The organism is Undibacterium sp. GW821-FHT07F11, from assembly GCF_059418665.1.
Genome location: NZ_JBWKQH010000012.1, coordinates 17,355 through 42,613 on the forward strand (window position 1 = coordinate 17,355; position 25,259 = coordinate 42,613).

22 protein-coding genes are annotated in these 25,259 nt (G+C 49.6%); 14 read left to right on the forward strand and 8 right to left on the reverse strand.

Annotation, left to right across the window (positions count from 1 at the left end; translation table 11 throughout):
• Window positions 1-82: 82 nt before the first annotated feature.
• Entirely contained in the window at window positions 83-721 is a 639-nt protein-coding gene (locus AC07OI_RS26090; RefSeq protein ID WP_492705348.1) for a peroxiredoxin, read from the forward strand.
• A 74-nt stretch (window positions 722-795) separates the two neighbouring features.
• Here the strand turns inward: AC07OI_RS26090 and sbcB are convergent, their stop codons facing one another.
• The 6 genes from sbcB to yihA form a co-directional block, all read right to left on the reverse strand.
• A complete protein-coding gene (gene sbcB / locus AC07OI_RS26095; protein ID WP_495259216.1) occupies window positions 796-2,232 on the reverse strand; it encodes an exodeoxyribonuclease I in 1,437 nt (478 codons plus the stop codon).
• Window positions 2,233-2,281: 49 nt separating this feature from the next.
• A complete protein-coding gene (locus AC07OI_RS26100) occupies window positions 2,282-3,376 on the reverse strand; it encodes a magnesium transporter CorA family protein (protein WP_492705351.1) in 1,095 nt (364 codons plus the stop codon).
• Window positions 3,357-4,607 (reverse strand): sterol desaturase family protein, encoded by a 1,251-nt coding sequence (locus tag AC07OI_RS26105; protein WP_492705353.1) that lies wholly within the window; start codon window positions 4,605-4,607, stop codon window positions 3,357-3,359. The genes AC07OI_RS26100 and AC07OI_RS26105 overlap by 20 nt, the downstream gene beginning before the upstream one ends.
• Before the next feature lie 10 nt (window positions 4,608-4,617).
• Entirely contained in the window at window positions 4,618-5,289 is a 672-nt protein-coding gene (locus AC07OI_RS26110; RefSeq protein ID WP_495259324.1) for a lysoplasmalogenase, read from the reverse strand.
• A 14-nt stretch (window positions 5,290-5,303) separates the two neighbouring features.
• Window positions 5,304-6,329, reverse strand: coding sequence for a porphobilinogen synthase (gene hemB / locus AC07OI_RS26115; protein ID WP_495259217.1), 1,026 nt, complete (start codon window positions 6,327-6,329; stop codon window positions 5,304-5,306).
• A gap of 187 nt (window positions 6,330-6,516) precedes the next feature.
• The gene (yihA, locus tag AC07OI_RS26120) at window positions 6,517-7,275 is read right to left on the reverse strand and encodes a ribosome biogenesis GTP-binding protein YihA/YsxC (RefSeq protein WP_495259218.1); all 759 of its coding nucleotides are present in this window, start codon (window positions 7,273-7,275) and stop codon (window positions 6,517-6,519) included.
• Between the two features lie 217 nt (window positions 7,276-7,492).
• Here yihA and AC07OI_RS26125 point away from each other — a divergent pair, with 217 nt between their 5' ends.
• The 6 genes from AC07OI_RS26125 (at window position 7,493) to AC07OI_RS26150 (ending at window position 14,404) form a co-directional block, all read left to right on the forward strand.
• On the forward strand, window positions 7,493-8,191 hold the full coding sequence (locus AC07OI_RS26125; protein ID WP_110255945.1) for a c-type cytochrome: 699 nt from the start codon (window positions 7,493-7,495) through the stop codon (window positions 8,189-8,191).
• Window positions 8,192-8,519: 328 nt separating this feature from the next.
• A complete protein-coding gene (locus tag AC07OI_RS26130) occupies window positions 8,520-10,715 on the forward strand; it encodes a cytochrome c biogenesis protein ResB (protein ID WP_495259219.1) in 2,196 nt (731 codons plus the stop codon).
• 51 nt (window positions 10,716-10,766) lie between these two features.
• Window positions 10,767-11,915, forward strand: a complete 1,149-nt coding sequence (gene ccsB / locus AC07OI_RS26135) for a c-type cytochrome biogenesis protein CcsB (protein ID WP_495259220.1) — start codon at window positions 10,767-10,769, stop codon at window positions 11,913-11,915.
• 110 nt (window positions 11,916-12,025) lie between these two features.
• Entirely contained in the window at window positions 12,026-13,006 is a 981-nt protein-coding gene (gene msrP, locus AC07OI_RS26140; protein ID WP_495259221.1) for a protein-methionine-sulfoxide reductase catalytic subunit MsrP, read from the forward strand.
• Window positions 13,007-13,018: 12 nt separating this feature from the next.
• A complete protein-coding gene (gene msrQ, locus AC07OI_RS26145) occupies window positions 13,019-13,645 on the forward strand; it encodes a protein-methionine-sulfoxide reductase heme-binding subunit MsrQ (RefSeq protein ID WP_495259222.1) in 627 nt (208 codons plus the stop codon).
• 129 nt (window positions 13,646-13,774) lie between these two features.
• Window positions 13,775-14,404 carry a 1-acyl-sn-glycerol-3-phosphate acyltransferase gene (locus AC07OI_RS26150; RefSeq protein WP_492705367.1) on the forward strand — a complete coding sequence of 210 codons (630 nt, stop codon included), beginning with the start codon at window positions 13,775-13,777 and terminating at the stop codon, window positions 14,402-14,404.
• On the opposite strand, the gene lptM is transcribed toward AC07OI_RS26150, so the two are convergent.
• On the reverse strand, window positions 14,395-14,520 hold the full coding sequence (lptM, locus tag AC07OI_RS26155; RefSeq protein WP_492705369.1) for an LPS translocon maturation chaperone LptM: 126 nt from the start codon (window positions 14,518-14,520) through the stop codon (window positions 14,395-14,397). The two genes, AC07OI_RS26150 and lptM, sit on opposite strands and share 10 nt — an antisense overlap.
• A 62-nt stretch (window positions 14,521-14,582) precedes the next feature.
• Between lptM and cyaY the strand changes: the two genes are divergently transcribed.
• Entirely contained in the window at window positions 14,583-14,894 is a 312-nt protein-coding gene (cyaY, locus tag AC07OI_RS26160; RefSeq protein WP_492705371.1) for an iron donor protein CyaY, read from the forward strand.
• Window positions 14,895-14,902: 8 nt separating this feature from the next.
• Here the strand turns inward: cyaY and AC07OI_RS26165 are convergent, their stop codons facing one another.
• Complete coding sequence (locus AC07OI_RS26165) at window positions 14,903-17,215, reverse strand: penicillin-binding protein 1A (RefSeq protein ID WP_495259223.1); 2,313 nt, start codon at window positions 17,213-17,215, stop codon at window positions 14,903-14,905.
• A 314-nt stretch (window positions 17,216-17,529) separates the two neighbouring features.
• Here AC07OI_RS26165 and AC07OI_RS26170 point away from each other — a divergent pair, with 314 nt between their 5' ends.
• From AC07OI_RS26170 to AC07OI_RS26195, 6 genes are all read left to right on the forward strand, one after another.
• Entirely contained in the window at window positions 17,530-18,609 is a 1,080-nt protein-coding gene (locus tag AC07OI_RS26170; RefSeq protein WP_423031919.1) for a pilus assembly protein PilM, read from the forward strand.
• Entirely contained in the window at window positions 18,609-19,283 is a 675-nt protein-coding gene (locus AC07OI_RS26175; protein ID WP_492705375.1) for a PilN domain-containing protein, read from the forward strand. The genes AC07OI_RS26170 and AC07OI_RS26175 overlap by 1 nt, the downstream gene beginning before the upstream one ends.
• Window positions 19,284-19,320: 37 nt before the next feature.
• Window positions 19,321-19,974, forward strand: a complete 654-nt coding sequence (locus tag AC07OI_RS26180; protein ID WP_492705377.1) for a type IV pilus inner membrane component PilO — start codon at window positions 19,321-19,323, stop codon at window positions 19,972-19,974.
• Window positions 19,971-20,510 (forward strand): pilus assembly protein PilP, encoded by a 540-nt coding sequence (locus AC07OI_RS26185; RefSeq protein WP_495259224.1) that lies wholly within the window; start codon window positions 19,971-19,973, stop codon window positions 20,508-20,510. The genes AC07OI_RS26180 and AC07OI_RS26185 overlap by 4 nt, the downstream gene beginning before the upstream one ends.
• Window positions 20,507-22,657 (forward strand): type IV pilus secretin PilQ, encoded by a 2,151-nt coding sequence (locus AC07OI_RS26190; protein ID WP_495259225.1) that lies wholly within the window; start codon window positions 20,507-20,509, stop codon window positions 22,655-22,657. Before AC07OI_RS26185 ends, AC07OI_RS26190 begins: the two co-directional genes overlap by 4 nt.
• Before the next feature lie 75 nt (window positions 22,658-22,732).
• Window positions 22,733-25,108, forward strand: a complete 2,376-nt coding sequence (locus AC07OI_RS26195; RefSeq protein ID WP_495259226.1) for a beta strand repeat-containing protein — start codon at window positions 22,733-22,735, stop codon at window positions 25,106-25,108.
• Window positions 25,109-25,259 lie beyond the last annotated feature (151 nt).

Consider the following 25,259-nt stretch of genomic DNA (forward strand, 5'->3'; position numbering starts at 1 on the left):
TATAAGCATGCAACTAATCTATCCTTGAGTAAGCAGGGTAGAGAGGCTATATTCGAGTTCTCGTTTCTTTTTGGAGAAAAAAATGACTTTGCGTTTAGGCGATATCGCCCCTGATTTCGAGCAAGATTCTTCTATCGGTCCTTTGAAATTTCATGAATGGGCAGGCAATTCCTGGGTGGTTTTGTTTTCTCATCCAGCTGACTTCACACCTGTCTGCACGACAGAACTGGGCCTGACTGCAAAGCTCAAGCCAGAGTTTGACAAGCGCAATGTAAAAGCAATCGCCTTGTCAGTTGATGGTGCAGAATCCCATCTGCAATGGATCAAGGATATTGAAGACACACAAAAAACCGTCGTCGGTTTCCCTATCGTTGCTGATGCAGACAAAAAAGTTGCCGCACTGTATGACATGATCCACCCCAACCAGTCCGAGACTGTGACTGTGCGTTCATTGTTCGTCATCGATCCGAACAAAAAAGTCCGCCTCATCATCACTTACCCGCTGACCACAGGCCGCAATTTTGACGAAGTCTTGCGCGTCATCGATGCCCTGCAATTGACTGATGGTTATACAGTTGCCACACCAGGCAACTGGCGTGATGGTGATGACGTGATCATCCCCTTGTCAGTCAAGGATGAAGATGTGATCAAGCAAAAATATCCTAAAGGCTATACTGCTGCGCGTCCGTACCTGCGAGTTACACCACAGCCTAACAAGTAAGTCGATATCAGGTTACTGAAAACAAAAGCCACGAATGATTCGTGGCTTTTGTTTTTCAGCGAAAAAAATGAAGCTTATCGCGACGGCACGATCATTTCAGCATAGTCATACAAAGCACCCAAAATCTCTTCTGCCGCTTCATCTGCTGTTTCTGACAAAGTATCTATTTCATTGAAATACATATCCACAGTCCTGGCATTGCCTGCCCCATCAAGCAAACGTGCGGCGCGGTGTTCTTCCCAGTTTTCCTGCTCTTCCATGCTCAGGCTTTCATGGAAATTGCGGGCACGGTAGCGGAACAGTAATTCAGCCAAACGCGGGTCCTGGAAGCTGGTGCTGGCCTTGGCGAGTTGCGTGCCATTCATACGGCGCAAATCATTCAAGAGGCGACGGTCACCGGCACCGACAAAACCGCCGTACAAGTCTTCATCGACATCGCTGGCTGCTGCTTCAGGGCGGGCATACACTTCTTCCCAGATCGCCTTGGCAGAGGCGGGCAGGGAAGCGGCTTTGATAATGTGTTCTTGCGCCAGATGCATATCTATTTTCCAGCGTTCAGCCATGGGGGCTGACAAGGTTTTCAGATTACCTATGACGATGGGGGATTTGTTGATGTGTATGCTTTTCACTGGCAGGCGTTGCACGCCTTCAGGCAAGGCATCGCTCTTGCTGAACATGCGTAGCTGTATGGTCTCAGCATCCAGCCCTGCAAGCTCTGACGGGTCATGGGACAGGTCCCAGGCGATGACTTCATTCTTGTTCTTGGGATGCATGGCCAGCGGCCACATGACTGCCAGGCAACCGCGCTCAACCGGGAACATGCCAGATACATGCAAAAAAGCTTTATTCAGCACCGGCATATCGATTTCCGCCGCAACCTTGTCTTTCTTGTGCAGGGCAAAGCAAAAGTCGAACAGCTTGGGCTGACGCTCACGTATCAGGCGGGCCAGGGCTATCGTGGCACGTACGTCTGACAGCGCATCGTGCGCTGCCTCATGCGCAATACCATTGGCCTTGGTCAGGTGCTCAAGGCGAAAGCTGGGCTTGCCTTCATCATTCTTTGGCCAGTTGATGCCCTCAGGGCGCAACGCATAACAGGTGCGCACCATGTCCATGATGTCCCAGCGGCCGCAATTGTTTTGCCATTCACGCGCATACGGGTCGATGAGGTTGCGCCAGAACATAAAACGGGTAATTTCATCATCAAAGCGTATGGTGTTATAGCCCACGCCTATGGTGCCAGTCTTGCCCAGTTCCTGTTCTATCTTTGCTGCAAATTCATGCTCAGGTATGCCGCGCTCAAGGCAGGTTTGTGGCGTGATATGGGTGATCAGGCAAGACTGTGGATCTGGCAAGAAATCATTGGCGGGCCGGCAGTACAGCATGACTGGTTTGCCGATTTCATTGAGCTCGGCATCTGTGCGTATGGCGGCAAATTGCGCAGGTCTGTCGCGACGGGCGGCAGCGCCAAAGGTTTCATAGTCATGCCAGAGAAAAGTGTGTTCTTGCATTGGTATCTAAATTTAATTGTGTGTTCTGAACTTGAAAAAATTTTGCGACTTACTCTATCCTGCGGCTGGCCTGGTCTTGCAAATAGCGCTGGCTGCGGAAGTAAATCAGCAAGAGCACGACGATGACACCCATGCCGCCCATGGTGTACCAGAAGCCAGATGCATGCTTGAGCAGGGGCATGACTTCAAAGTTCATACCAAAGATGCCTGTGATTAATGTCAGTGGCATGAACAGGGCGGTGATAACGGTCAGGGTGCGCATGATTTCACTGGTCCTGTGTGCCATTGCCGCAAAGTGGATTTGCACTGCCGATTCCAGCGAGGCTTCGAGACGACGCGCATGGTTCAATACACGGCTGATATGTTCCATCACGTCGTTGGTGCGCACCAGCAGCAAATCCTTGGCGCGGCTATTGCCATCATGGGTATCGACGATATGGTCGCGCAATTCCTGCATGGCATCGCGCTGTTCTTCACACAGGTTGTCAAGCTTGCGTAATTCCACGCGTGAATCGAGCAAGGCCAGCCAGTTATTGAAGGGACGGCGCGGGTCCAGCAGGGCATGTTGCCAGCGATCGAGTTGCTGGGTCAGAGGCTGGCGCAATTCCAGGTATTGATCAACCATGGAATTGAGCAAGCGCAGCATCAGCTCTTCCGGTGACGCTGGCAGGCGGCTGCCGTGGGTATTATTCTCTGCCCGCGATTTATAATCCAGCAGGCGCTGGCGTGCCAGCTCTACCGTGCGGCTCTGTGCCGGGCGCACTGTGATCAAGACATTTTGCATGAGCAAAAAAGACACTGGTGTGGTCGCCAGTTTATTCAATGCAGCCGGTATCTTGCGCTTCACACCATTCTTGTTGTCGCTATTTGCTTCTGTCAATGTCAGCTTGCGAAATACCACCATTTCATATTCTTCGGTCGCATCAAAATAAGACGGGTGTGAAAGATTGCTGACATCCTTGAGATGCAATTCATAAATCTGTGTACCTGTGATGGCCTCAACCCGATTACGCCAGGCAATCGGGTCTGCAGCGACTTCATCATGACTGGCATCCAGCCATAAAAAACCTCCTGCTTTGAGCAGGGTTTCTGGTTGCTCAGGATTTTGCAGGGTCTGCGTATCGTTAATGTGGAAGATGTCCATGCGCTTTTTGTTGATAAAAAATAAGCCAGAGTCCGCCCAGCGAAATCAGGCAAGTGGCAGACAATAATGCCTGTACTGGTGTAGACAAAGCAAAGGAATAAAACCAGCTGGCAGTCAATAAATTCATGATCAGGACGCACAGTATACGCACAGTCTCAGGCAACAGATAAATACGGCCCCTTTCCATCAGACCGCCTATGCACCACAGGCCCATCACCAGCCAGCTAAGGTAGATGGTCGCATTCAAGGCGCTGATGGTTTTATAGATGATCAGGAAATGTGTCGCCGCTTGCAGCAACAAGATGAACTGCATTATGCAATACCAGGTCGTGGCCTTGCTCATGACGGGGTCATAAACAGGTCTGTGCAAATCGAATGCTGCAGGCGCAGATTGCGCCATCACATCGCCAGGACGCCAGCCCGGCGGGCGTAACCAGATCTGCAATTTATCTAGCCAGTTTTTTGTTTGCCAGGCATCGCGCCAGACTTGCTCATACACTTCGAGATTGGCCCATAAAGGGTTCCAGCTGCGCAGTGGTTTGCGCGTGCCGTAGACGATGGCGACGTGATCGCGTTCTTCTATGAAAGTGCCGAACAATCTGTCCCAGATGATGAGGATGCCGCCAAAGTTCTTGTCCAGATACATATCATTGACAGCATGATGAACGCGGTGATTCGATGGTGATACAAACACGCGGTCAAACCAGCCCAGCTTGCCTATCTGCTCGGTATGCACCCAGAACTGGTAAAGTAAATCGATGAGGGCAACCGCAATAAACACATCCAGTGGAAAACCTATCAGCGCCATCGGCAAATAAAATATCCAGCCAAATAATGGCCCGGTGCTGGTTTGCCGCAATGCTGTACTCAGATTGTATTGCTCACTCTGGTGATGTACCACATGGGCCGCCCATAACAGATTGGTCTGGTGCCCCATCCTGTGTAGCCAGTAGTATAAAAAATCGTAGAGCAGCAGGGCTGCTATCCATACCCACACACTGTCTGATGGCAGGCTGAACAGCGAAAGATGCTTGAGCACCAGCGCATACATGCCTATCGAAAACAACTTGGAAAATGCTCCTATGATCTGGCTCATCACACCCAGGGAGAGACTGTTGAGCGAATCATTGATGCGGTACAAATGACGCTGGCGCTTGCGTGCCACGATAAATTCTAGGGCGATCAGAATGAAAAAAACCGGGCTGGCAAAGGTGATGATTTTTTCATGCATGATCCTGGCCCTATTCAATATGGGATGACATGACCGAAGCTGCAATCAGCCACAGCGCCAGATAATAGCTGCTGAGGATGAGTAAAGGAGAATGTGTAATAGGCGCGTAAAAACGGTTGTAGGCGAGCAGTGTGTCAGATAGCATGAAACACAGGCCGCCAATCAAGGCCAGGTGACCAGATATGCTGCGCAACTGCAGACCGCGGCTGATGGCTTGTGCCGTCATGCAAAGCAAAAGGCAGACATAGGCAACAACAGGGATCTGTAAAGCCGTTGGCAAGCCCGGCCACAGTATCACCAGGTTGACGATGCCAAGTGTAGTAATCACAGTAAAAGCCAGAGGTTTTCCGGCAAAGCGGCTATCACTGATCAGAGCTCGTAAAAAGCAGATGTGAGCCAGTAAAAAACTTAACAGGCCACATAAAAATCCATGGCGAAATACTGTGCCAGGTAACATCAAAAAGATGTCACCAATCAGCGAACAGACTATGCCTGCCAGTATTCCTTTTCGATAGGCAAGGCTGATGACAGGCTTGCTGCGCCAGGCAAAAAAGAAGATGCTGAGTGTCGTCAGCGGTTTGAAAATATAGTGCAGATATTGCGCACTGCTTATCTCTTTTCCCCATTCTGCACCAGCAATTGCCAGTGCAGCAAAAATGAAGATGAAGACAGAGCGCAACATCGCAGACACGGCGATCAGCCAGTGTGTTTCAGCAGGCGCGCAACATCGCGGGCGAAATAAGTCAAAACGCCATCGGCACCGGCGCGCTTGAATGCCAGCATGGATTCCATCATGGTCTTGTTATGATCAAGCCAGCCATTTTGTGCTGCTGCCTTGATCATCGCATATTCACCACTGACCTGATAAGCAAAGGTCGGCACCTTGAATTCATCCTTGACCCTGCGCACGATGTCCAGGTAGGGCATGCCAGGTTTGACCATGACCATGTCGGCACCTTCGGCCAGATCAAGTGCAACTTCGCGCAAGGCTTCATCACTGTTGGCCGGGTCCATCTGGTAACTGGCTTTATCACTCTTGCCCAGATTGGCAGCAGAACCTACTGCTTCACGGAACGGACCGTAAAAGGCCGAAGCATATTTGGCCGAGTAAGCCATGATGCGGGTGTGGATGAAATTGTTGGCTTCAAGCGCATGGCGGATTGCGCCTATACGGCCATCCATCATATCGCTGGGGGCGACGATATCGACACCGGCTTCAGCCTGCACCAGTGCCTGGCGTACCAGCATGGCGGTTGTCTCATCATTGAGTACATAACCGTCCGCATTGAGCAAACCATCCTGACCGTGGCTGGTATAGGGGTCGAGCGCCACATCAGTCAACACACCCAGTTCAGGGAAACGGCTTTTCAGTTCACGTACTGCGCGCGGGATAAGACCTTTGGGATTGGTCGCTTCTATGCCATCCGGCGTTTTCAAATGCGGGTTAATGGCGGGGAATAGCGCTAGCACCGGTATGCCCAGGGCGACGCAATCTTCGGCCACGCCCATGAGCAAATCTATCGTTACTCTTTCCACGCCAGGCATGGATGAAACTTTTTCACTTTGATTGACGCCGTCAATGACAAAAACGGGGTAAATCAGGTCAGCAGCAGTGACCATGTTTTCACGCATCAATGCGCGCGAAAATGCATCTTTACGCATGCGGCGCATACGTATTGCAGGGAAATGTGTTGAGGGATGAGATGGTTTTATGAATGACATAATCAGATGAAAATCAAATGAAAAGAATTTTATGCAGGTTAATGAAACTTTTTTTAAGTTGCAACATCTTAATGCATAGGTTGGATCTACTCCACGCCTACCGCTTCTCCTCCCTGAGCGGGCACCGTGCGTCCCTATTCGTAACGGTGTTATTACCCCGGCAAAAAGACTCTTTGCCGGGGTTTTTTTATTCTGCGTCAGCCGGTTTGCTTGTCTGGGCTTCTGCGGGTGCTTCCGATGCGCTTACTTCAGCGTCAGTATCGGCAGTATCAACGATAGGGTCGCGGTCCAGTCCAACCAGGCGTTGCACTGCTGCATCGGCTTCTTCTATGCCTATGCGTTTCAGTGCAGAAAACAATTGCAGGCTGAAAGGGAAGAGCGGCCCTTCATCATCCACATAACTGTCGAGTACTGCCTTGGCTTTGCGCAAAGCATCGGTACATTCACTGCGATTAAGTTTATCGGCTTTGGTCAAAATACAATGGATAGGTCGCCCAGTTGGTGCAAACCATTCCAGCATCTGTATGTCCAGGTCGGTAAACGGGCGGCGGGCATCCATGATCAAGACCAAGGCTGCCAGTTGCGTGCGTCTTTGTACATAGGCACCGAGTAACTGGTTCCAATGTTGTTTGGCGGCGCCCGGTACTTCGGCATAGCCATAACCTGGCAAATCTACTAGCAGGGCGCGAATTTCATCGACCCTGGTTTCATCTTTGCGATGCTGGCCCACATGGGCACCACCAATCGAGAAATAATTAATATGTTGTGTGCGGCCCGGTGTTTTTGAGGCGAAACAGAGTTTTTTCTGATTGCACAGGGTATTGATTGCGGTCGATTTGCCAGCGTTGGAACGGCCAGCGAAAGCAATTTCGGGCACGTGGGTGCGCGGGAGATCGCGCAGATGATTCACCGTAGTGAAGAAGCGGGCTTGCCAGAGGATAGACATAGAGGAAAGGAATAATGGAAAAATGCAACATAAGGCAGTAAAAACGCCCGAAAGCTATTGTACAATAAGGGGTTAGGTCTTGGGCAGCGATTAAAACCATGTCCACAGACCAGTTTTGAACGTATTTTGTTGCCAAAAAGTGCCTTTTTACGTGTCAACTCGCTGCAATGTGTCGCCAATAGGGCAGATTTCCATTATTTAGTCTCAGGGTGTTTGAATGAACCGTGCTTTTTTATCGTTTACTAAGTCCATCAGCGTCGCAGTCCTGGCGGTATCTTCTTTTGCCTCGTCGGTCTACGCTAATGAAGTAGCCAAACCAGCCAAAGCTGATCCAGCCAAGGGCGAAGCACTGTATACCAATGGCGATGCAGCACGTGGTATCACTGCCTGCGCATCCTGCCATGGCGCTGCCGGTAATTCCACCATCGCTGCCAATCCTAAATTGTCTGCCCAGCATGAAGCTTATCTGGTCAAGCAATTAACAGATTTCACTGGTGATACACGCAAAAATGCCATCATGACCACCTTTGCCAAGGCCATGACTGCAGATGATATAAAAAACGTTTCTGCTTATCTGTCGACGCAAAAATCCAAACCAGGCACTGCAAAAAACAAAGATATCGTTGAACTGGGCAAGCAAATCTATCGCGGTGGTATCGCTGAGAAAAATGTTCCAGCCTGCGCCGGCTGTCATAGCCCGAACGGTGCTGGTATACCTGCACAATTCCCGCGTATTGCTGGTCAACATCAGGACTACACCATTGCCCAGCTGACTGGCTTCCAGAACGGCTCCCGCAAGGATGGCGCAAAAATTACAGGTGCCCGTCAAAACAGTGCACAGATGATGACTATCGCCAAGAAGATGTCTGAAGATGAAATTAAAGCTGTTGCAGACTATGTCGCAGGCTTGAAATAACAGTACTCACGCAAACCCGCCCCAGCTACGTTGCAGCTCCTAGTCGTACTAAAGTACTGTCTTCGTCGCTGCGCCTTGCTGGGACAAGTTTGCGTAAGTCCTGATTAAGATTAAGTAATTGAGGAGGGGGTGGCGATAGCCATCCCCTTTTTTCATGATGGATGTCGGTGCAAACCAGCTGAGTACGTTTCAGCCAAATTTTAGTGAAGCGTGTACTATTCGTTGCGCCCGGATGTTGATGTAATCCACCTTCTGGTGAAGACGTTTCCTCTAGCATCAGCCTCATTCATTATGTGCAAACCTCATCAGTAATAAGTAAACAGAGAGTATGGAAAACAAGATAGAAGGCGATCAGCCTGCGGATACTGGCGGCATACAACTGCAAACCCGGCGTGCCTGGGTGGCGGACGCGGTGGAATTGCTGTCTTCCATGCGTTTTGCCATCAGTTTATTGACGCTGATTGCGATTGCCTCAGTTATCGGTACGGTGCTTAAGCAAAATGAGCCTATGCCTAACTATGTCAATCAATTCGGCCCCTTCTGGTTCGAGATTTACAGCAGGCTCAGCTTGTATGCCGTGTATTCTGCCTGGTGGTTCTTGCTCATCATGGCTTTTTTGGTCACTTCAACATCCTTGTGCGTGATACGCAATGCACCCAAGATGCTGAAAGACATGCGCAGCTGGCGCGATAATGTGCGTGAACAATCACTGCGCAATTTCCATCACCGTTCCGAATGGTATAGTGGCAACAGCCGGACCAAAGTTACAGAGCAAATCCTGGCTCACCTGGCGCGCGTTGGTTATCGCTTCAAGCTCGTTGAAAAAGAAGGGGCTACCCTGATTGCTGCCAAGCAAGGCGCGGCAAATAAATGGGGTTATATATTTGCCCATAGTGCGATTGTCATCATCTGCATAGGTGGTTTGCTGGACTCTGAATTACCTATCCGCTTCCAGCAATGGTTCATGGGTAAGGTGCCGTTTGAAGGTAGTGGTGTCATTGCCAAAATACCAGAACAGCACCGCTTGTCGCTGTCGAATCCCACCTTCCGTGGCAACACCATGATCCCTGAAGGGGCCAGCAGCAGCACGGCCATCTTGCCGCAAGCCACGGGCGTGCTGGTGCAAGACCTGCCATTCACCATCAAACTGAAAAAATTTACCATCGACTTTTATTCCACTGGCATGCCCAAGCTGTTTGCCAGTGATGTGGAAGTCACTGACCATGAAACCGGCAAGTCCTTTGCCTCTACCATCAAGGTCAATGAGCCCCTGATTTACAAAGGCATTGCTGTTTATCAGTCAAGTTTTGAAGATGGCGGCAGCCGCCTGCAGATCAAGGCTTACCCCATGCTGGGTCCTGATGTCAGTACCCTGGCCATGACAGGTGAGGTGGGTGGCAGCACGGCGTTGAAGCCGGGTACAGGCAATGACTTTACGATAGAGTGGTCAGGCTTCCGGCCATTCAACGTCGAGAACATGGCACGCAATGGCAGTGATGTCAGGGCAGTGAATCCTAACCAGAGCCTGAACGAAAAACTCACAGCTGACTTGGACAAGCACCTGGGCTCTGCCGCCAAGAATGCCAATAACAAAGATTTGAAGAACGTCGGCCCCAGCCTGCAATATAAATTGCGTGATAAAACCGGCCAGGCCAGGGAATTTCATAACTACATGCAGCCTGTCCAGATCAATGGCGACTACATGATACTGGCGGGCACGCGCGATTCTCCAGGTGAAGCCTTCCGCTATCTGCGCATCCCTGCCGATGATGAAGACAGTATCAAGGACTGGATGCGTTTGCGTGCAGCAGTGCAAAACCCTGAAATGCGCGCCTTGGCGGTAACACGCTTTGCCGAGCATGCCGTCAAGAAAAATCAGACCAGCGGTGCGCAAAAAACGGATTTGTGGGCAACTTCTGCCAAGATCAGTCTGGATGCTTTTGCCGGTGACGAGAAGCTATCTGGCCTGCCAGCCATTTCCAAACTGCTGGAAAAAGTACCACAGGCAGAGCAAGAAAAAGTCGCCGAAGGCTTTATCAAGGTCTTGAATGGCAGCATGTGGGAACTGTGGATGGTGGCACGTGAAAAAGAAGGCTTGCCAGTCTATGAACTGGATGAAAAACATGCCCGCTTCCTGCAACTGGCGATAGGTGCATTGTCTGACGCCTCTTTCTATGGCGCACCTGTGTATTTGCAACTCACCGGCTTTGACGAGGTCAAGGCATCAGTATTACAAGTGACACGTTCGCCCGGTAAGAACGTGGTGTATCTGGGTTGTTTGTTCCTGGTGCTGGGTGTGTTTTCCATGTTCTATATCCGTGAGCGCCGTCTCTGGGTCTGGATCAAGGATGATGGCACCGGTGCACATGCACTGATGGCCCTGAGTTCGCAGCGCAAGACACTGGACTTTGAAAAAGAATTTGATCAATTGAAAATGCATTTGCGACAAATGAGTACGCAGCCTGGGCTGGAAACACAACCAGCACTGGCAGCATCAGCAGATACGCCACGAAATGCAGCGTAATCGACTACACTACGAAGCATGGGGCCTGATGGCCCAAGCATCTGGGGATATATGATGGAAGTGACACAGAATTACACACCCTACCAGGGATTTTTTAAACGACTGAGTATCGCTGACTGGTTGTATGCCGTGGCTTTATGCATGGCATCCCTGTTTGCCTTCAGCCGTTTTGGCTCGTATATGGATGGCTATGAAAAAGCCATCGTCTTGCTGGCAGCGCCGACATTTGCCTGGCTGGGCTGGCACTGGAAATCGGTACGCCCCTTGCTGGTGATACTGGCCATACTGAGCCTGTTCGCGATACAGTTATATGGTGGTTCGCTGGATATGGCGAACAAGAAATTCTTCCTGAAATACCTGCTATCCAGCCAGTCGGCAATCTTGTGGATGAGCACTCTGTTTTTCCTGTCCACACTATTTTACTGGGGTGGCCTGATTGCCCGTTCAGACTTCGGTGCGTCGGTAGGTTCGGTCTTGTGCTGGTCTGCCGTGGTCATGGGCTTTACTGGTATGTTGGTGCGCTGGTATGAGTCTTACCTGATCGGTGCCGATGTTGGTCATATCCCGGTATCAAATTTATATGAAGTGTTCATCCTGTTCTCGATGATTACTGCCATGTTCTATTTGTATTATGAACAGCAATACCGTACCCGCCAGTTGGGGCCATTTGTCATGCTGATTATTTCAGCGGCTGTTGGTTTTCTGCTGTGGTACACCGTCAGTCGCGATGCTGCAGAAATCCAGCCTCTGGTGCCAGCCCTGCAAAGCTGGTGGATGAAAATCCATGTACCAGCCAATTTCATCGGTTATGGGACTTTTGCCTTGGCGGCCATGGTGTCTGTTGCCTACCTGCTCAAATCCAAAGGCTATCTGGTTGACCGCTTGCCCGCACTGGAAGTGCTGGATGATGTCATGTACAAGGCAATTGCCGTCGGCTTTGCCTTCTTCACCATCGCCACCATTCTTGGCGCCCTGTGGGCAGCCGAAGCCTGGGGTGGTTACTGGTCATGGGACCCCAAAGAAACCTGGGCGCTGATCGTCTGGCTCAATTATGCAGCCTGGCTGCACATGCGCCTCATGAAGGGCTTGCGTGGGCAGGTTGCGGCCTGGTGGGCGCTGGTGGGTTTGTTAGTGACCACTTTTGCTTTCCTGGGTGTGAACATGTTCCTGTCTGGCCTGCATTCTTACGGCACGCTGTAAGTTCTGTTTTTAATTTGTAAGGATCAGCAGAATTCTGCGACTCATGAGAAACTAGGGCGGAATAGTCATGTCGAATGATTGTTTCGCCAGTCTCAACCACGGAGTCCACCATGCTGATCAAACGTAGTCCCAATGGCATAGACCTGCCTTACTCTTCTGAAATTACACCGCGTGCCGTGTTTGAGGCGCGCCGTGATTTTATCCGCAAGATGGCGCTGGGCTCTATCGCTGGCACAGCCCTGTTTGAAATGGCCAACCGCGCCGCTTTTGCCCAGAACCCTGGTGCACAAAAGCTGGCTGCCAATCTGAATTCTGCCTATGCCCTGGTAGAAAAGAAGACCGCCTACAAAGATGCAACGACCTACAATAATTTCTACGAGTTTGGCACCGACAAGGCCGATCCTGCAGTGACTGCTCACACGCTCAAGCCGCGTCCCTGGACTGTCAGCATAGAAGGTGAAGTCAAGAAGCCATTGACACTCGACCTGGACAGCCTGATGAAACTGGCACCACTGGAAGAGCGTATCTACCGCCTGCGCTGTGTTGAGGGCTGGTCCATGGTGATTCCATGGACAGGTTATTCACTGTCCAATCTCATCAAAAAAGTCGAACCCACAGGCAATGCCAAGTATATTGAATTTGTCACGCTAGAAGACAAAAAGCAAATGCCAGGCCTGCGCAGCCCTGTACTGGAATGGCCCTACGTCGAAGGCCTGCGTATGGATGAAGCCAATCATCCACTGGCTTTGCTGACCTTTGGCATGTATGGCGAAGTCTTGCCAAATCAAAATGGTGCGCCAGTTCGCATGGTCTTGCCCTGGAAATATGGTTTCAAGTCAGCCAAATCCATCGTCAAAATCCGTTTCGTCAAAGACCAACCGCGCACGGCATGGAATATTGCTGCACCCAGCGAATATGGTTTTTACTCGAATGTGAATCCGGATGTTGATCATCCGCGCTGGTCACAGGCAACCGAGCGTCGTATTGGTGAAGATGGTCTGTTTGCCCGCAAGCGCAAGACCCTGATGTTCAATGGTTACAGCGAAGTGGCGTCGCTGTATTCTGGCATGGACTTGAAGAAGTTTTTCTAGGATTACCGCCCCATGTTGCTCACCAATAAGCAGGTTTCCCGGTTCAAGATAGTCTTGTTTATACTGGCATTGTTGCCATTTATCCGGCTGGTCAGTTTTGTATTTCTGGATAAACTGGGGGCTAATCCGGTTGAATTTATCACCCGCAATACCGGCGACTGGACCCTGTATTTCCTGTGCATTACTTTGGCAGTGACACCATTGCGCAAGCTTTTTCACATGCCCTGGCTTATCCGTTGCCGCCGCATGTTGGGCCTGTATGCCTTCTTTTATGCCTTCCTGCATTTCATGACCTTTCTCTGGTTTGATCATTTCTTTGATGTGGCAGAAATGTGGAAAGATGTCATCAAACGCCCCTTTATCACTGTTGGCTTTATTGCTTTTGTCTTGCTGATCCCGCTGGCTGCGACCAGTACCAATGGCATGATCAAGCGCCTGGGCGGCAAACGCTGGCAGTGGCTGCATAAATTGATCTACCTGATCGCGCCACTGGGTGTGCTGCATTACTTCTGGATGAAGGCAGGCAAGCATGATTTTTCCCAGCCGGTATTGTTTGGCCTCGTCGTTGCAGGTTTGCTCATGTTGCGACTGTGGTGGCGCTGGCTTGGGCGCGACCCGGTAGTCGTTACAGGGGTTTGAGTTTCCCTCCTGACCTGCCTGCTTTTCATGTTGCGGGCGCACATTGATCTTGTTTTACAGCGCATATTTCTTCACGGCATAATCGCGATTTTGAAGAATACGGGCACAGACCCGCTCACAGCGTAAAACATGGAAGACTATTTACTGGAAAAGAAGGCCCTGGCGACACGTACCCAACGTGTCGCGATAAGTATCCTGAAACTGATAGGCTGGCGTGTACGTTATCGCCCGTTGCCTGGGCCGCGTGGCGTGATCATCGTCTACCCGCATACTTCGAACTGGGATTTCGTGGTTGGCGTACTGGCCAAGCTGGCAATAGGCATGCCTTTTCATTTCATCGCCAAATCTTCGTTATTTGAAGGCCTGACTGGTGCCACCATAGGCCGTCTGGTGCGTTATCTTGGGGGCGAGCCAGTAGAGCGTGGTGTCTCGACTGGGGCGATTGCCCGTCTTGCAGAAAAAATCAACCGATCAGACTGGTACTGGATGGCGATTACGCCTGAGGGTACGCGCAGCCACAAGCCCTATTGGCGCAGCGGTTTTTATCATATTGCCACTACAGCAAAAGTACCTCTAGGTTGCGCCTGGTTTGATTTTGCCAAACGAGAGGTATCGTTGGTCGATTACATCAATCTGACTGGTGAACGTGAACAGGATATGGCCAGTATTGCTGCCATTTATCGTGGGGTGCAGGGCTGTCATCCGGCGCAGGCTGGTGCTATTGCATTGCGCCCTGAAGAAGAAAATACTCAGGGTTGATTTGGTGTGCTGGTGCTGGCAGCAGGTGCAGGTTTGGCTGGCATGACCAGCGGACCTTTCTGGCCGCAAGCAGTCAATAAAGACATGATGAAAAATAGGCTAATCAGTTTGCGCATCTTGTATTCCCTGAACACCGTATAGAATGGCGTTTTTACATATAAAGACGCTGGAGTGTAGCATGACTGAATCTGAATTTCTGGTGCTGGCAGATACTTGCTTGCAGCAAGTCGAGCAATTATTTGAGCAAGCCTTTGAAAACGATGAGTACGATGTCGAGTGCAGTCGTAGCGGCAATGTATTGACGGTAGAATTTGTCGATACCAACTCCAAGATCATCGTCAACAGCCAGGCACCCATGCAGGAAATGTGGGTGGCGGCGCGCAGTGGTGGCTTCCATTATAAATATGATGGCCAGCATTGGCTCAATACCCGCGACGGCTCAGAATTGTTTGCCACCTTGTCCCGCGTGGCGCAAGAACAAGGTCGCTGAGTTTAGTATTACTCTTCAATAATACTTATTGGTGGTGCCAGACTGCTGACGCCTGATCCTGGTGGATTTTCCGCATAATAAAAATCTCCATCAGCAGCAATAATGCCTTTAGGTACTGGCCTTTCTTCTATCGGGAAATCTTTCAGGATTTTTTGCATATAACCTATCCAGATAGGCAAGGCCAGGCCACCACCGGTTTCTTTGTTGCCGAGGTTTCTCGGCTGATCAAAACCTATCCAGGCTATGCCCACGACTTTGGATTGATAACCGGCAAACCAGGCATCGAAGGAATCATTGGTGGTGCCGGTCTTGCCTGCGATGTCCGGGCGTTTCAGTATTAGCGCCTTGGTTGCCGTACCCATCTTGACGACATCCCGCATCATGCTGTCCATCAGGAAGGCATTGCGCTCATCGATGACACGATTGGCTTCATCACCGGCCATATCAGGCTTGGTCTGTACCAGCAACTGCCCATTGCTGTCAGTGATTTTGGAGATCAGATAAGGATTGACCTTGTAGCCACCATTCGCAAACACTGAATAGGCGCCAGCCATTTGCAAGGGAGTGACCGCACCTGCACCCAGAGCCAGGGTCAGGTAAGGCGGGTTTTTCTCCGGCAGGAAGCCAAAGCGGCTGGTGTATTCCTGGCCGTATTTCGCGCCTATCTTGTGCAGGATGCGGATGGAAATCATGTTCTTGGACTTGGTCAGGCCACGGCGCATGGTCATTGGCCCCTCATATTTACCGTCATAATTCTTGGGTTCCCACGCCTGGCCACCAGTCTGGCCAGCATCAAAACTGATAGGTTCATCATTGATGATGGTGGATGGCGACAAACCCTTTTCCAGCGATGCTGAATAGATGAAGGGCTTGAAGCTGGAACCAGGCTGACGCCAGGCCTGGGTGACGTGATTAAATTTATTCAGGTTGTAGTCAAAACCACCGACCAGGGCGCGAATTGCTCCATCGGTAGTATTGGCGGCGACAAAAGCGGATTGTACTTCAGGCATTTGGGTAATACTCCAGCTTTTGCCTTCCAGTACTACGCGTATCACGGCACCACGCTGGAGGCGCTTGTTCGCTGGCGTCTTGGGGGACAAGCCACTGGCAGCAAACGTCAGGCCAGTGTCTTCGATACGGATTTCTTCGCCCGACGACAAGACCGCCCTGACCAGCTTGGGTGTTGCTTCCAGCACCATGGCTACCTGCAAGTCGTCGCTGTCTGTATGTTCGGCCAGTTCTTTTTCTATCGCCTCTTCGGCAGCTTCCTTGCCTTCTGGAATGGTAATGATGGCTTCTGGTCCGCGATAACCATGGCGTTTTTCATAATCCATGACGCCACGACGTAACGCCAGGTAAGCAGTGTCCTGGTCAGCCTTGGTAATTGTTGTGTAAACATTCAGACCACGGGTATAGGTTTCTTCCTTGAATTGCTCGTACACCAGTTGACGCGCCATTTCTGCAACATATTCGGCATGAATGCCAAATTCATTGCTATTGGTTTTGGTGATCAGTTCTTCATTCTTGGCTTGTTCGTATTGCGCTTCAGTGATGTAACCAAGGTTGCGCATCCTTTGCAATATATATTGTTGCCTGACGGTGGCGCGCTTGGGATTGGCGACAGGGTTGTAGGCTGACGGCGCTTTTGGCAAGCCAGCCAGCATGGCTGCTTCTGCGATGGTGACGTCTTTCAACTCCTTGCCAAAATAGATTTGGGCAGCAGAAGAAAAACCATAGGCGCGCTGTCCCAGATAAATCTGGTTCATATAGATTTCAAGGATCTGGTCCTTGGTAAGGTTTTGTTCTATCTTCCAGGCCAGCAGGATTTCATAAATCTTGCGCTTGAAGGTTTGCTCACTGGACAGGAAGAAATTCCTGGCGACCTGTTGGGTAATAGTTGATGCACCCTGCTTGGCGCCACCAGTCAGATTGTGTACCGCAGCCCGGGTAATGCCCTGGTAATCAACACCGCCATGCTCATAAAATCGGTCATCCTCAATCGCCAGCACGGCTTTTTTCATGATCTCCGGAATATCCTTGAAGCGCACGACATTGCGTCGCTCTTCGCCAAATTCGGCGATCAACATATTGTCAGCCGAGAAAACCCGCAGTGGCATTTTGGGTTTGTAACTGGTGATCGAGTCCAGTTCTGGCAGATTTGGATAAGCCATTGTAAGTGCAAAACCAATAATTAATACTCCTGCTACAACTAATCCGAATAAAACACCCGTAGTTCCGAGTACAATGCGGGCGAAAAGCTTTCCAGCAGTGCGCTTTTGTGGCTCAGTTTGATTGTCGGGTTCTTGGTTTTGATCTGACATAGGGGCTAATTGTAAATAAGGCAGCAGACATTATAGCCGCCTTCCATGAGCATTAGACTGTCAGTAGATAAGTGGATTTGTAAGCAAATTTTCAGAATATTCGAAATGTACGTGGATATTTGGCAACGGATAAGGGTAGTGCTGCGCGGAAATTGCTTTACCAATGCCAGTCTTATTGCTAGGATTTCATGTAAGCTTGGATAATTGTCTTGTAAATAGCGGTTTTTAAAGGCAATTTACTTTTGGCAATATAATGTTTCGCACATGTAATTTTGTGTAAATTGAAATGATGATGTAATCGTGAGGGGATATTCTTGGCTTTAGATCTGGCTTCGTTGCTCGGCAGAAAAAATCCGCCACTATTTGGTCTGGATATCAGTTCTCTCGATATCAAGCTTGTTGAACTTTCGGAAGGAAGCAACAAGTCCTATCGACTTGAGCGTTATGCCTCTGAACCACTGCCCAAGGGTGCGGTGCTGGATGGCAATATCGAGAATATTGAACAAGTGACTGAGGCGGTCCGCAAACTCGTCAAGAAAAGCGGGACCTCAGCCAAAAACGTAGCAATGGCAATGCCGGCATCTGCCGTCATTACAAAAAAAATTATACTCGCCGGGACCTTGACCGAGCAGGCACTAGAAGTGCAGGTTGAGTCCGAAGCCAGTCAGTACATTCCTTTCTCCATGGATGAGGTAAGCCTGGATTTCTGTGTGCTGGGGCCGGCGGCCAATGCGGAAGAAGATATAGAAGTGATGCTTGCTGCGTCTAGAAAAGAAAAAATTGAAGATCGCGTAGCCATCATACAGGCAGCGGGCTTGCAAGCCAAAGTCATGGATATTGAATCCTATGCCGCGCGTGCTGCCGTGTCGCGTCTGGTTGATCAGCAAGCAAATGCTGGCAAGGATCAGATTTACGCGATATTCCAGATAGGTTCCAAGCGTACTTATATCTTTATCATGCTCAATGGCGAAGTCATTTATGAGCGTGAGCAGCAGTTTGGTGGTGCCCAGCTGACCCAGGATATTGTCAGAAATTATGGTCTTTCCATAGAAGAAGCTGAGCAGAAAAAGAAAAATGGTGACCTGCCAGATACCTATGAAATGGAATTGCTGGAACCATTCCTGGAAAGCGCCGCACTGGAAGTGACCCGCGCCATTCAATTCTTTTTCACCTCCACGCCTTTCACCCGGGTGGATCAGATTTACTTGTCCGGCGGTTGCGCAGTAATACCTGGCCTGGTCGACATTATTGCTGAGCGTACCAAGATTTCTACTGCAGTTGTCAGCCCTTTTAAGGGAATGGAGCTGGGCTCAGGCGTCAACGAGAAAGCTTTGCGCAATGATGCGCCTGCGTATATGGTTGCCTGCGGTCTGGCATTACGGAGATTTGGCTGATGATCAAGATTAATCTCCTGCCGCACAGGGAAGAAAAGCGCAAACAGCTAAAAAGTGACTTTTATGGCCTGCTGCTGTTGGCTGCGATAGCAGGTGCTTTGGTTGTGGTGGTTGTCAGTGCCTACTTTGGACATGAGCTGGCAATCCAGACTGAAAAAAATGAATTTATCAAGAAAGAAAACGCCAAACTTGATGAGCGCATTAAAGAAATCGCTACTTTGAGGCAGGAAATTGATGGCTTGAAAGCCCGTCAGCAAGCTGTTGAGGATTTGCAGGGAGATCGTAATCAACCTGTGTATTTGCTGGATGAATTGGTCAAATTGACACCCGAAGGCGTTTACCTCAAGCAACTGAATCAGGATGGTCAGAAAGTTACTTTGGCCGGTTACGCACAATCGCAAGACAGGGTTGCTGAGTTTATCCGCAATCTGGGTAATAAATCGGATTGGATGTTCAAGCCAGAATTGAATGACATTCACTCTACAGGTTTGGGCCAGGGCAGGGATGCGAAAAAAGTATTTGAATTTAAGGTGAATGCAGGTATCAAGCGTCCGCGTGAGCGAGAGGAAGCTGCTTCGCAAGCTGCCGCCTCGCTGGCAGCTGCTACACCTGGGTCTGCTCCTGCAGCACCAGCGCCTGCTTCGTCAGCCGCCGATGCTGGTAAAAAACCTTAGTGTGTGATTATTTATGCAATGCAACGGAAGATTGTAAATGGCGATTAATCTGAATGAAATTGGCCAGTCGGTAAGTGCCCAGTTTCAAGGCTTGAATGGACTGCACCCTGGCCTGTGGCCAATTGCGCCACGCATTGCGTCTGCAATGGGTGTCTTGATTGTTGTAGTTGCATTGGGCTGGTATTTCCAATGGGATGGCCAGATGACGGCCATAGAAACTGGTCAGGCTGAAGAGGTCAAGCTCAGAGGTGAGTACAAACAAAAACTGCAACAAGCGATCAATCTGGATGCCCTGAAAGAACAACGCAAGTTGGTACAACAATATGTTGCCACCATGGAGAAGCAATTGCCTAGCCAGGCAGAAATGGCGGCTTTGCTGGCTGACATTAACCAGGCCGGTCAGGGGCGTGGATTGGCTTTTGATTCCTTTGTACCAGGGTTGCCAGCTGTAAAAGATTATTATGCAGAATTGCCGATTGCCATCAAGATCCAGGGCAATTATCACGATCTTGGGCAGTTTGTAGCTGATGTTGCAAAATTGCCAAGGATTGTTACCTTGAACAATCTGAATATCACCCGTACTCCGGATGGTGTTTTGATACTTGATGTGACAGCGAAAACATTCCGCTACTTGAATAGGGACGAAGTTCTGGATCAGGCTGAGAAGAAGAAGAAGGAGCCTAAAAAATGAAGAACATCGTCATTAGATCGACGCTCTGTTTGTCCTTGGTGCTCTCCTTATCCGCTTGTGGGGATAGTCAGGAAACAGAACTGCGTACCTGGATGGATGCAGAGCAAAAGCAGGCAAAAGCGGTTATCCCCAAGATCAGTCCTCCGAAAGTTTACGTGCCATTTGCATACGGTGGCAAAGAAAGTATCGAGCCCTTTAACCCTGCCAAATTACTCGTGGTGCTCGCGCGCCTGAAGGCTGAATCAAGCAATGGTCTCAAGCCCAATATGGACAGGCCACGGGAGGCGCTCGAATCTTTTCCTATGGATAGCTTGAAGATGGTGGGCACAATCGAAAAAAACAAGATGGTGTATGCCCTCGTGCAAGTGGATAAGACGGTGTATCAAGTCAAGTTAGGTTCTTATGTGGGTCAGAATTTCGGACTGATTACAAAAATTTCGGAGAGTGAAATCGAAATCAAGGAAACGGTTCAGGATGCGGCGGGTGATTGGACTGAGCGGCAATCCAAGTTAGAGTTGCAGGAGGCAAAGAAATGAATGCGTTGATAAATACAAGTATAAGGGGCGCCAAATTGGTTAAATTTATTTTATTTGCGTTGCTTGGTTTTTGCAGTGCGGCTTTCGCCCAGACGAACTCAATAGAGTCGTTAACTGCTAACCAGCAAGGGGCGAACATCATCGTCAAGATTACCTTGAAAAAACCTTTGGAAAAACTTCCTTTGGGTTTTGCCATTGCCAATCCTGCCAGGGTAGCTATTGATTTTGCAGATGTCAGCAATAACACTGGTAAAACCTCATTCGAGATGAACATGGGCGATTTGAGGGGGATTAACCTGATTGAGGCAACTGGTCGTTCCCGCCTGATTTTCAATCTGAACAAGTCACTCAACTATGCAACGGCAATTGATGGTAATTCTCTCATTGTCACGATTGATGCTTCTGGCGGTGTTGCAACGGCAGTCAATTCTCAAGGCTTACCAGTCAATGTACAGCCAGCGACGGCAGTAAAACGTGCTTTGCGTGATATCGATTTCCGTCGTGGCGCAGCAGGCGAAGGCCGTGTTGTCATCGATTTGCCACTGGATCAGGTTGCAGTTGATATTCGCCAGCAAGGACAAAAAATTGTTGTCGATTTCCTCAAAGTCAGCTTGCCAGAATCGTTGCGCCGTCGTCTTGACGTAGCTGACTATGGTTCTCCTGTGCAACTGATCACTACTACGCCAAATGGTGAAAATGTCCGTATGGTCATTGAGCCTACTGGCTTGTGGGAACATAGTGCTTACCAGAGTGATACCCAGTTTGTGGTTGAGGTCAAACCTATCAAGGAAGATCCGAACAAGCTGACACAGGGCACACAGGGGTATCGTGGCGAACGCCTGTCCTTCAACTTCCAGAATATTGAAATTCGCGCCATTTTGCAGATTATTGCAGAAGTCAGCAGTCTCAATATTATTGCCAGTGATACTGTCAACGGCACGATTACTTTGCGCTTGAAAGATGTGCCATGGGATCAGGCACTCGATATCATCATGCAGTCCAAAGGACTGGATATGCGCAAAAATGGTTCTGTCATCTGGATAGCACCAAAAGAAGAATTGCTGACCAAAGAAAAACTTGAACTTGAGCAAAAAGCACAGATCGCTGAACTGGAACCGCTGAAAACGGAATCATTCCAGCTCAATTATCAGAAAGCTGAAGCCTTCAAACAGGTTTTTGGTGTCGATGCGGGCAGTACCAACCGTATACTTTCCAAGCGTGGTAGCGCCGTGATTGAGCCGCGTACGAATCAATTGTTTGTCACTGATATCCCTTCCAAACTGGAAGAGGTTCGCAAGCTGATTGCCAAAACCGATATCGCTTCGAGGCAAGTATTGATAGAAGCACGCATTGTTGAAGCAGATGATAAGTTCAGTAAAAACCTCGGTGCCAAACTGGGTTTTGCTGACTTACGCGGCATCGCCGGCGGTAATGCTGGTTACCAGGTAGCAGGAAATCAAAGAGTGGCCCTGACTGGTAATTACCTCGGTGTTGGTGAACAGACACTGCAAGCAAAAATAACCGATCAAAGCTATGTTCCAAATACGCAATTTGTGAGCTTACCTGCGGCTGGTATTAATGGTTTGAATCCTGGCAGTCTGGCAGTCAGTCTGTTCTCGTCCGCTGCCAACCGCTTTCTGAATCTGGAATTGTCAGCATTGGAAGCAGATGGCAAGGGTAAAATAGTGTCTAGCCCACGCGTTGTGACGGCTGACCAGTTGAAAGCATCGATAGAGCAAGGTACGGAATTGCCATATCAGGTTGCTACTTCAAGTGGTGCGACCTCGATCTTCTTCCGTAAGGCAACTTTACGACTGGAAGTGACGCCGCAAATTACTCCAGATGGTAACGTGATCCTGGATGTTGACGTGCATAAAGACAGCGTCGGTCAAGAAACCAGGGCTGGCTTTGCGATTGATACCAAAGAAGTAAAAACCATCGTCCTGGTTGAAAATGGCGGCACAGTTGTTCTGGGTGGTATATTCCAGCAAACTGAGCGCGATAGTGTGACAAAAGTACCGTTCTTTGGCGACCTCCCATTGTTTGGCAATTTGTTTAAAACCACTGGTCGCACGAATGACAAAACTGAATTGCTGATTTTTATTACTCCCAAGATTGTTGCAGAGAAATTTAGCAACAAACAATAAAGAGTTCTGGGCTTGAGATGAATGTCATTGAATGGCAAACCGATTTTCTGAATTCGTAAAAAATATAGGTGTTTCATGATGAAGTATATACGCGGTTTATTCGCACTGATCTTACTGATAGGCCTGACGGCTTGTGGCGGCGGCGGTGGTTCAGCTGGTAATACAAGTAATGGTGCCAAGCTGTTTACGACAGCTGCAGACAAAATAACCGTAGCCCCGGGTGCTACGCAAACCTACACTATCGGTGGTGGTGTTCCTGGGTACTCTGCAAGCAGTAGCAATGGTGCTGCGATTGTGACAGTCTCTGACAAGACCTTGACAATCAAGGGGGGCGGCGGTGGTCTGGCAACCGTGACGGTAAAAGATGCAGCGGGTGCTTCTGTAACTATAGAAGTGACTGTTGGTACTGGTCTGGCATTGTTCACCAATGCGCCGGATACAGTGACCGTAGCTGTTGGTGCTCAATCGGCTGAATATACGATAGGTGGCGGTAGCCTTGTATATACCGTTGGCTCCAGCAATAATCAGATTGCGGACGTAGTTGTCTCTGGAAATCGTTTCATTATTGTCGGCGTTACCGGGGGTAAAGCAACGGTGACTGTACGTGACTCTATTGGCGGGCTGGTTAGCATAAACGTTACTATCGGTTCTGTTGATGCACTCTTTTCTACTGCCGGCAATGATATCAACGTTGGCGTTTCTTCTGCTGTAACCTATCTGGTTGGCGGTGGTAACGGTCCGTATAGCGTGGGTAGCAGCAACGTCGGAGTGGCAACAGCCAGTATTTCAGGCACAAAATTGACTATCACAGGTGTTGGCGTTGGTTCAGCTAACGTTATCCTTCGTGATGCTGCATCCGGCAATGTGTTAATCAAAGTAACTGTGGGCTCAACAGCGGCCTTGTTTACATCTGCTCCTACTGTATTGACGGTTGGCATAGGTACATCCAGCCCTACCTTCACTATCGGTGGTGGTAGTCAGGTATACACGGTCACCAGTGGCAATACCCAGATCGCGGGTGTAGGTATCAATGGCAACAAATTCACGATCAGTGGTGTTTCAGCTGGAACAACATCAGTCATCGTTAAGGATAGTTTGGGTGCCACCGTTACGATCACGGTCACAGTTGGTTCTGGCGCACCGTTCTATACGACAGCCCCTAGTGATATTACTTTGACGGCCGGTGGTGGTGGTACTTATGTAATGGGCGGCGGAAGTGCTCCTTACACTGCTACTAGCAGCAATACCTCGGTCGTTACAGCATCCGCATCTGGAAATAGCCTGACTTTGTCTGGCGTAGGTTCCGGCAAGGCAGTTGTAGTGCTGCGTGATGCTGCTGGTGCGATCATTAATGTGAATGTGACAATTGGCTCCGGTAACGTAAATGCCCTGTTCACTACTGCACCTGGTGCGGTAACTATCGCAGTTGGCGCCAGTCCTGCTTACCAAATTGGTGGTGGTACTGCGCCTTACTCAGTCACCAGTAGCAATACTTCGATTGCGACGGCAACACTTACTGGTAGTACTTTCGCGATTACTGCATTGGCAACCGGTACAGCCAACATCGTTGTGAAAGACGCTGCTGGTGGTTCAGTTACCATTGTTGTAAGTGTTGGCTCTGGAGCGACAGTTGCTCTTTATACTTCTGCACCAGCTACGGTCACTATCGCGCCTGGCTCAGCACCTGCTTACCTGGTTGGTGGCGGTACTGCACCTTATGCGGCGACCAGCAGCAATACTTCAGTAGCTACTGTAGGAGTGTCTGGATCCACGATGACAATTACTGGGGTTGCTCCAGGTTCTGCCACGGTCAGATTGGTTGATAGTGTTGGGGCGTCAATATCTATTACTGTCAATGTCGTATCTGGAACGAACTCAGCACTCTCGGTCGCTCCGGGGACTATCAGTGGATATGTTGGCGATGTGGTTACCATCAGGGTTGATGGTGGTAGTGCTCCATACTCTGTGGTTTCCAGTGTGCCTGGAACGGCAACAGTAACATCTGGTCCAACGTTGGCTAGCGCAGGCAATATTTCTGTCTTGTTGGCAAGGGTAGGTGCTGCAACTATTGTTGTCACAGATGGTCAAGGTACCGTTTCATCTGTTGCGATAACGGTTGTTGCTGCACCGGGTGGATTAACCCTGAGCCCTGCAGTTTGGACTGTGAACGAGACAAATAATTCTGTTATACCGCTGACTATTGCTGGTGGTACATCGCCATATCAGGTATTTACCAGCAACACACTATTGTCCAGTGTCGCAGGTACTGTGCCTGATGCTGCGAATCCGTTGACATTCACTGGCCTTACTGTGAACGTCAGTTTGGGTACTCAGGGTACACGTTGCGTGATTGCAGATACTCCCGTGACTATCACAGTCAAAGATAGCCGGAACGTTACTACGACAAGTACTATGACTATCAAGGACTTGAATGGTGGCGCTGGCTGTTAATACGGTTAGACAGGTTTGCCTGAAGCGGAAAATTTCTACAAAATAGCTGTTTATTTGCTTCGAACTGGTAATATTCCCCTGGGCATGAATGCTCAGGGAAAGTCAGCAAAAGTCTTAAGCCAGGTAAACAGTTTTGAAGAATATTTTTCTC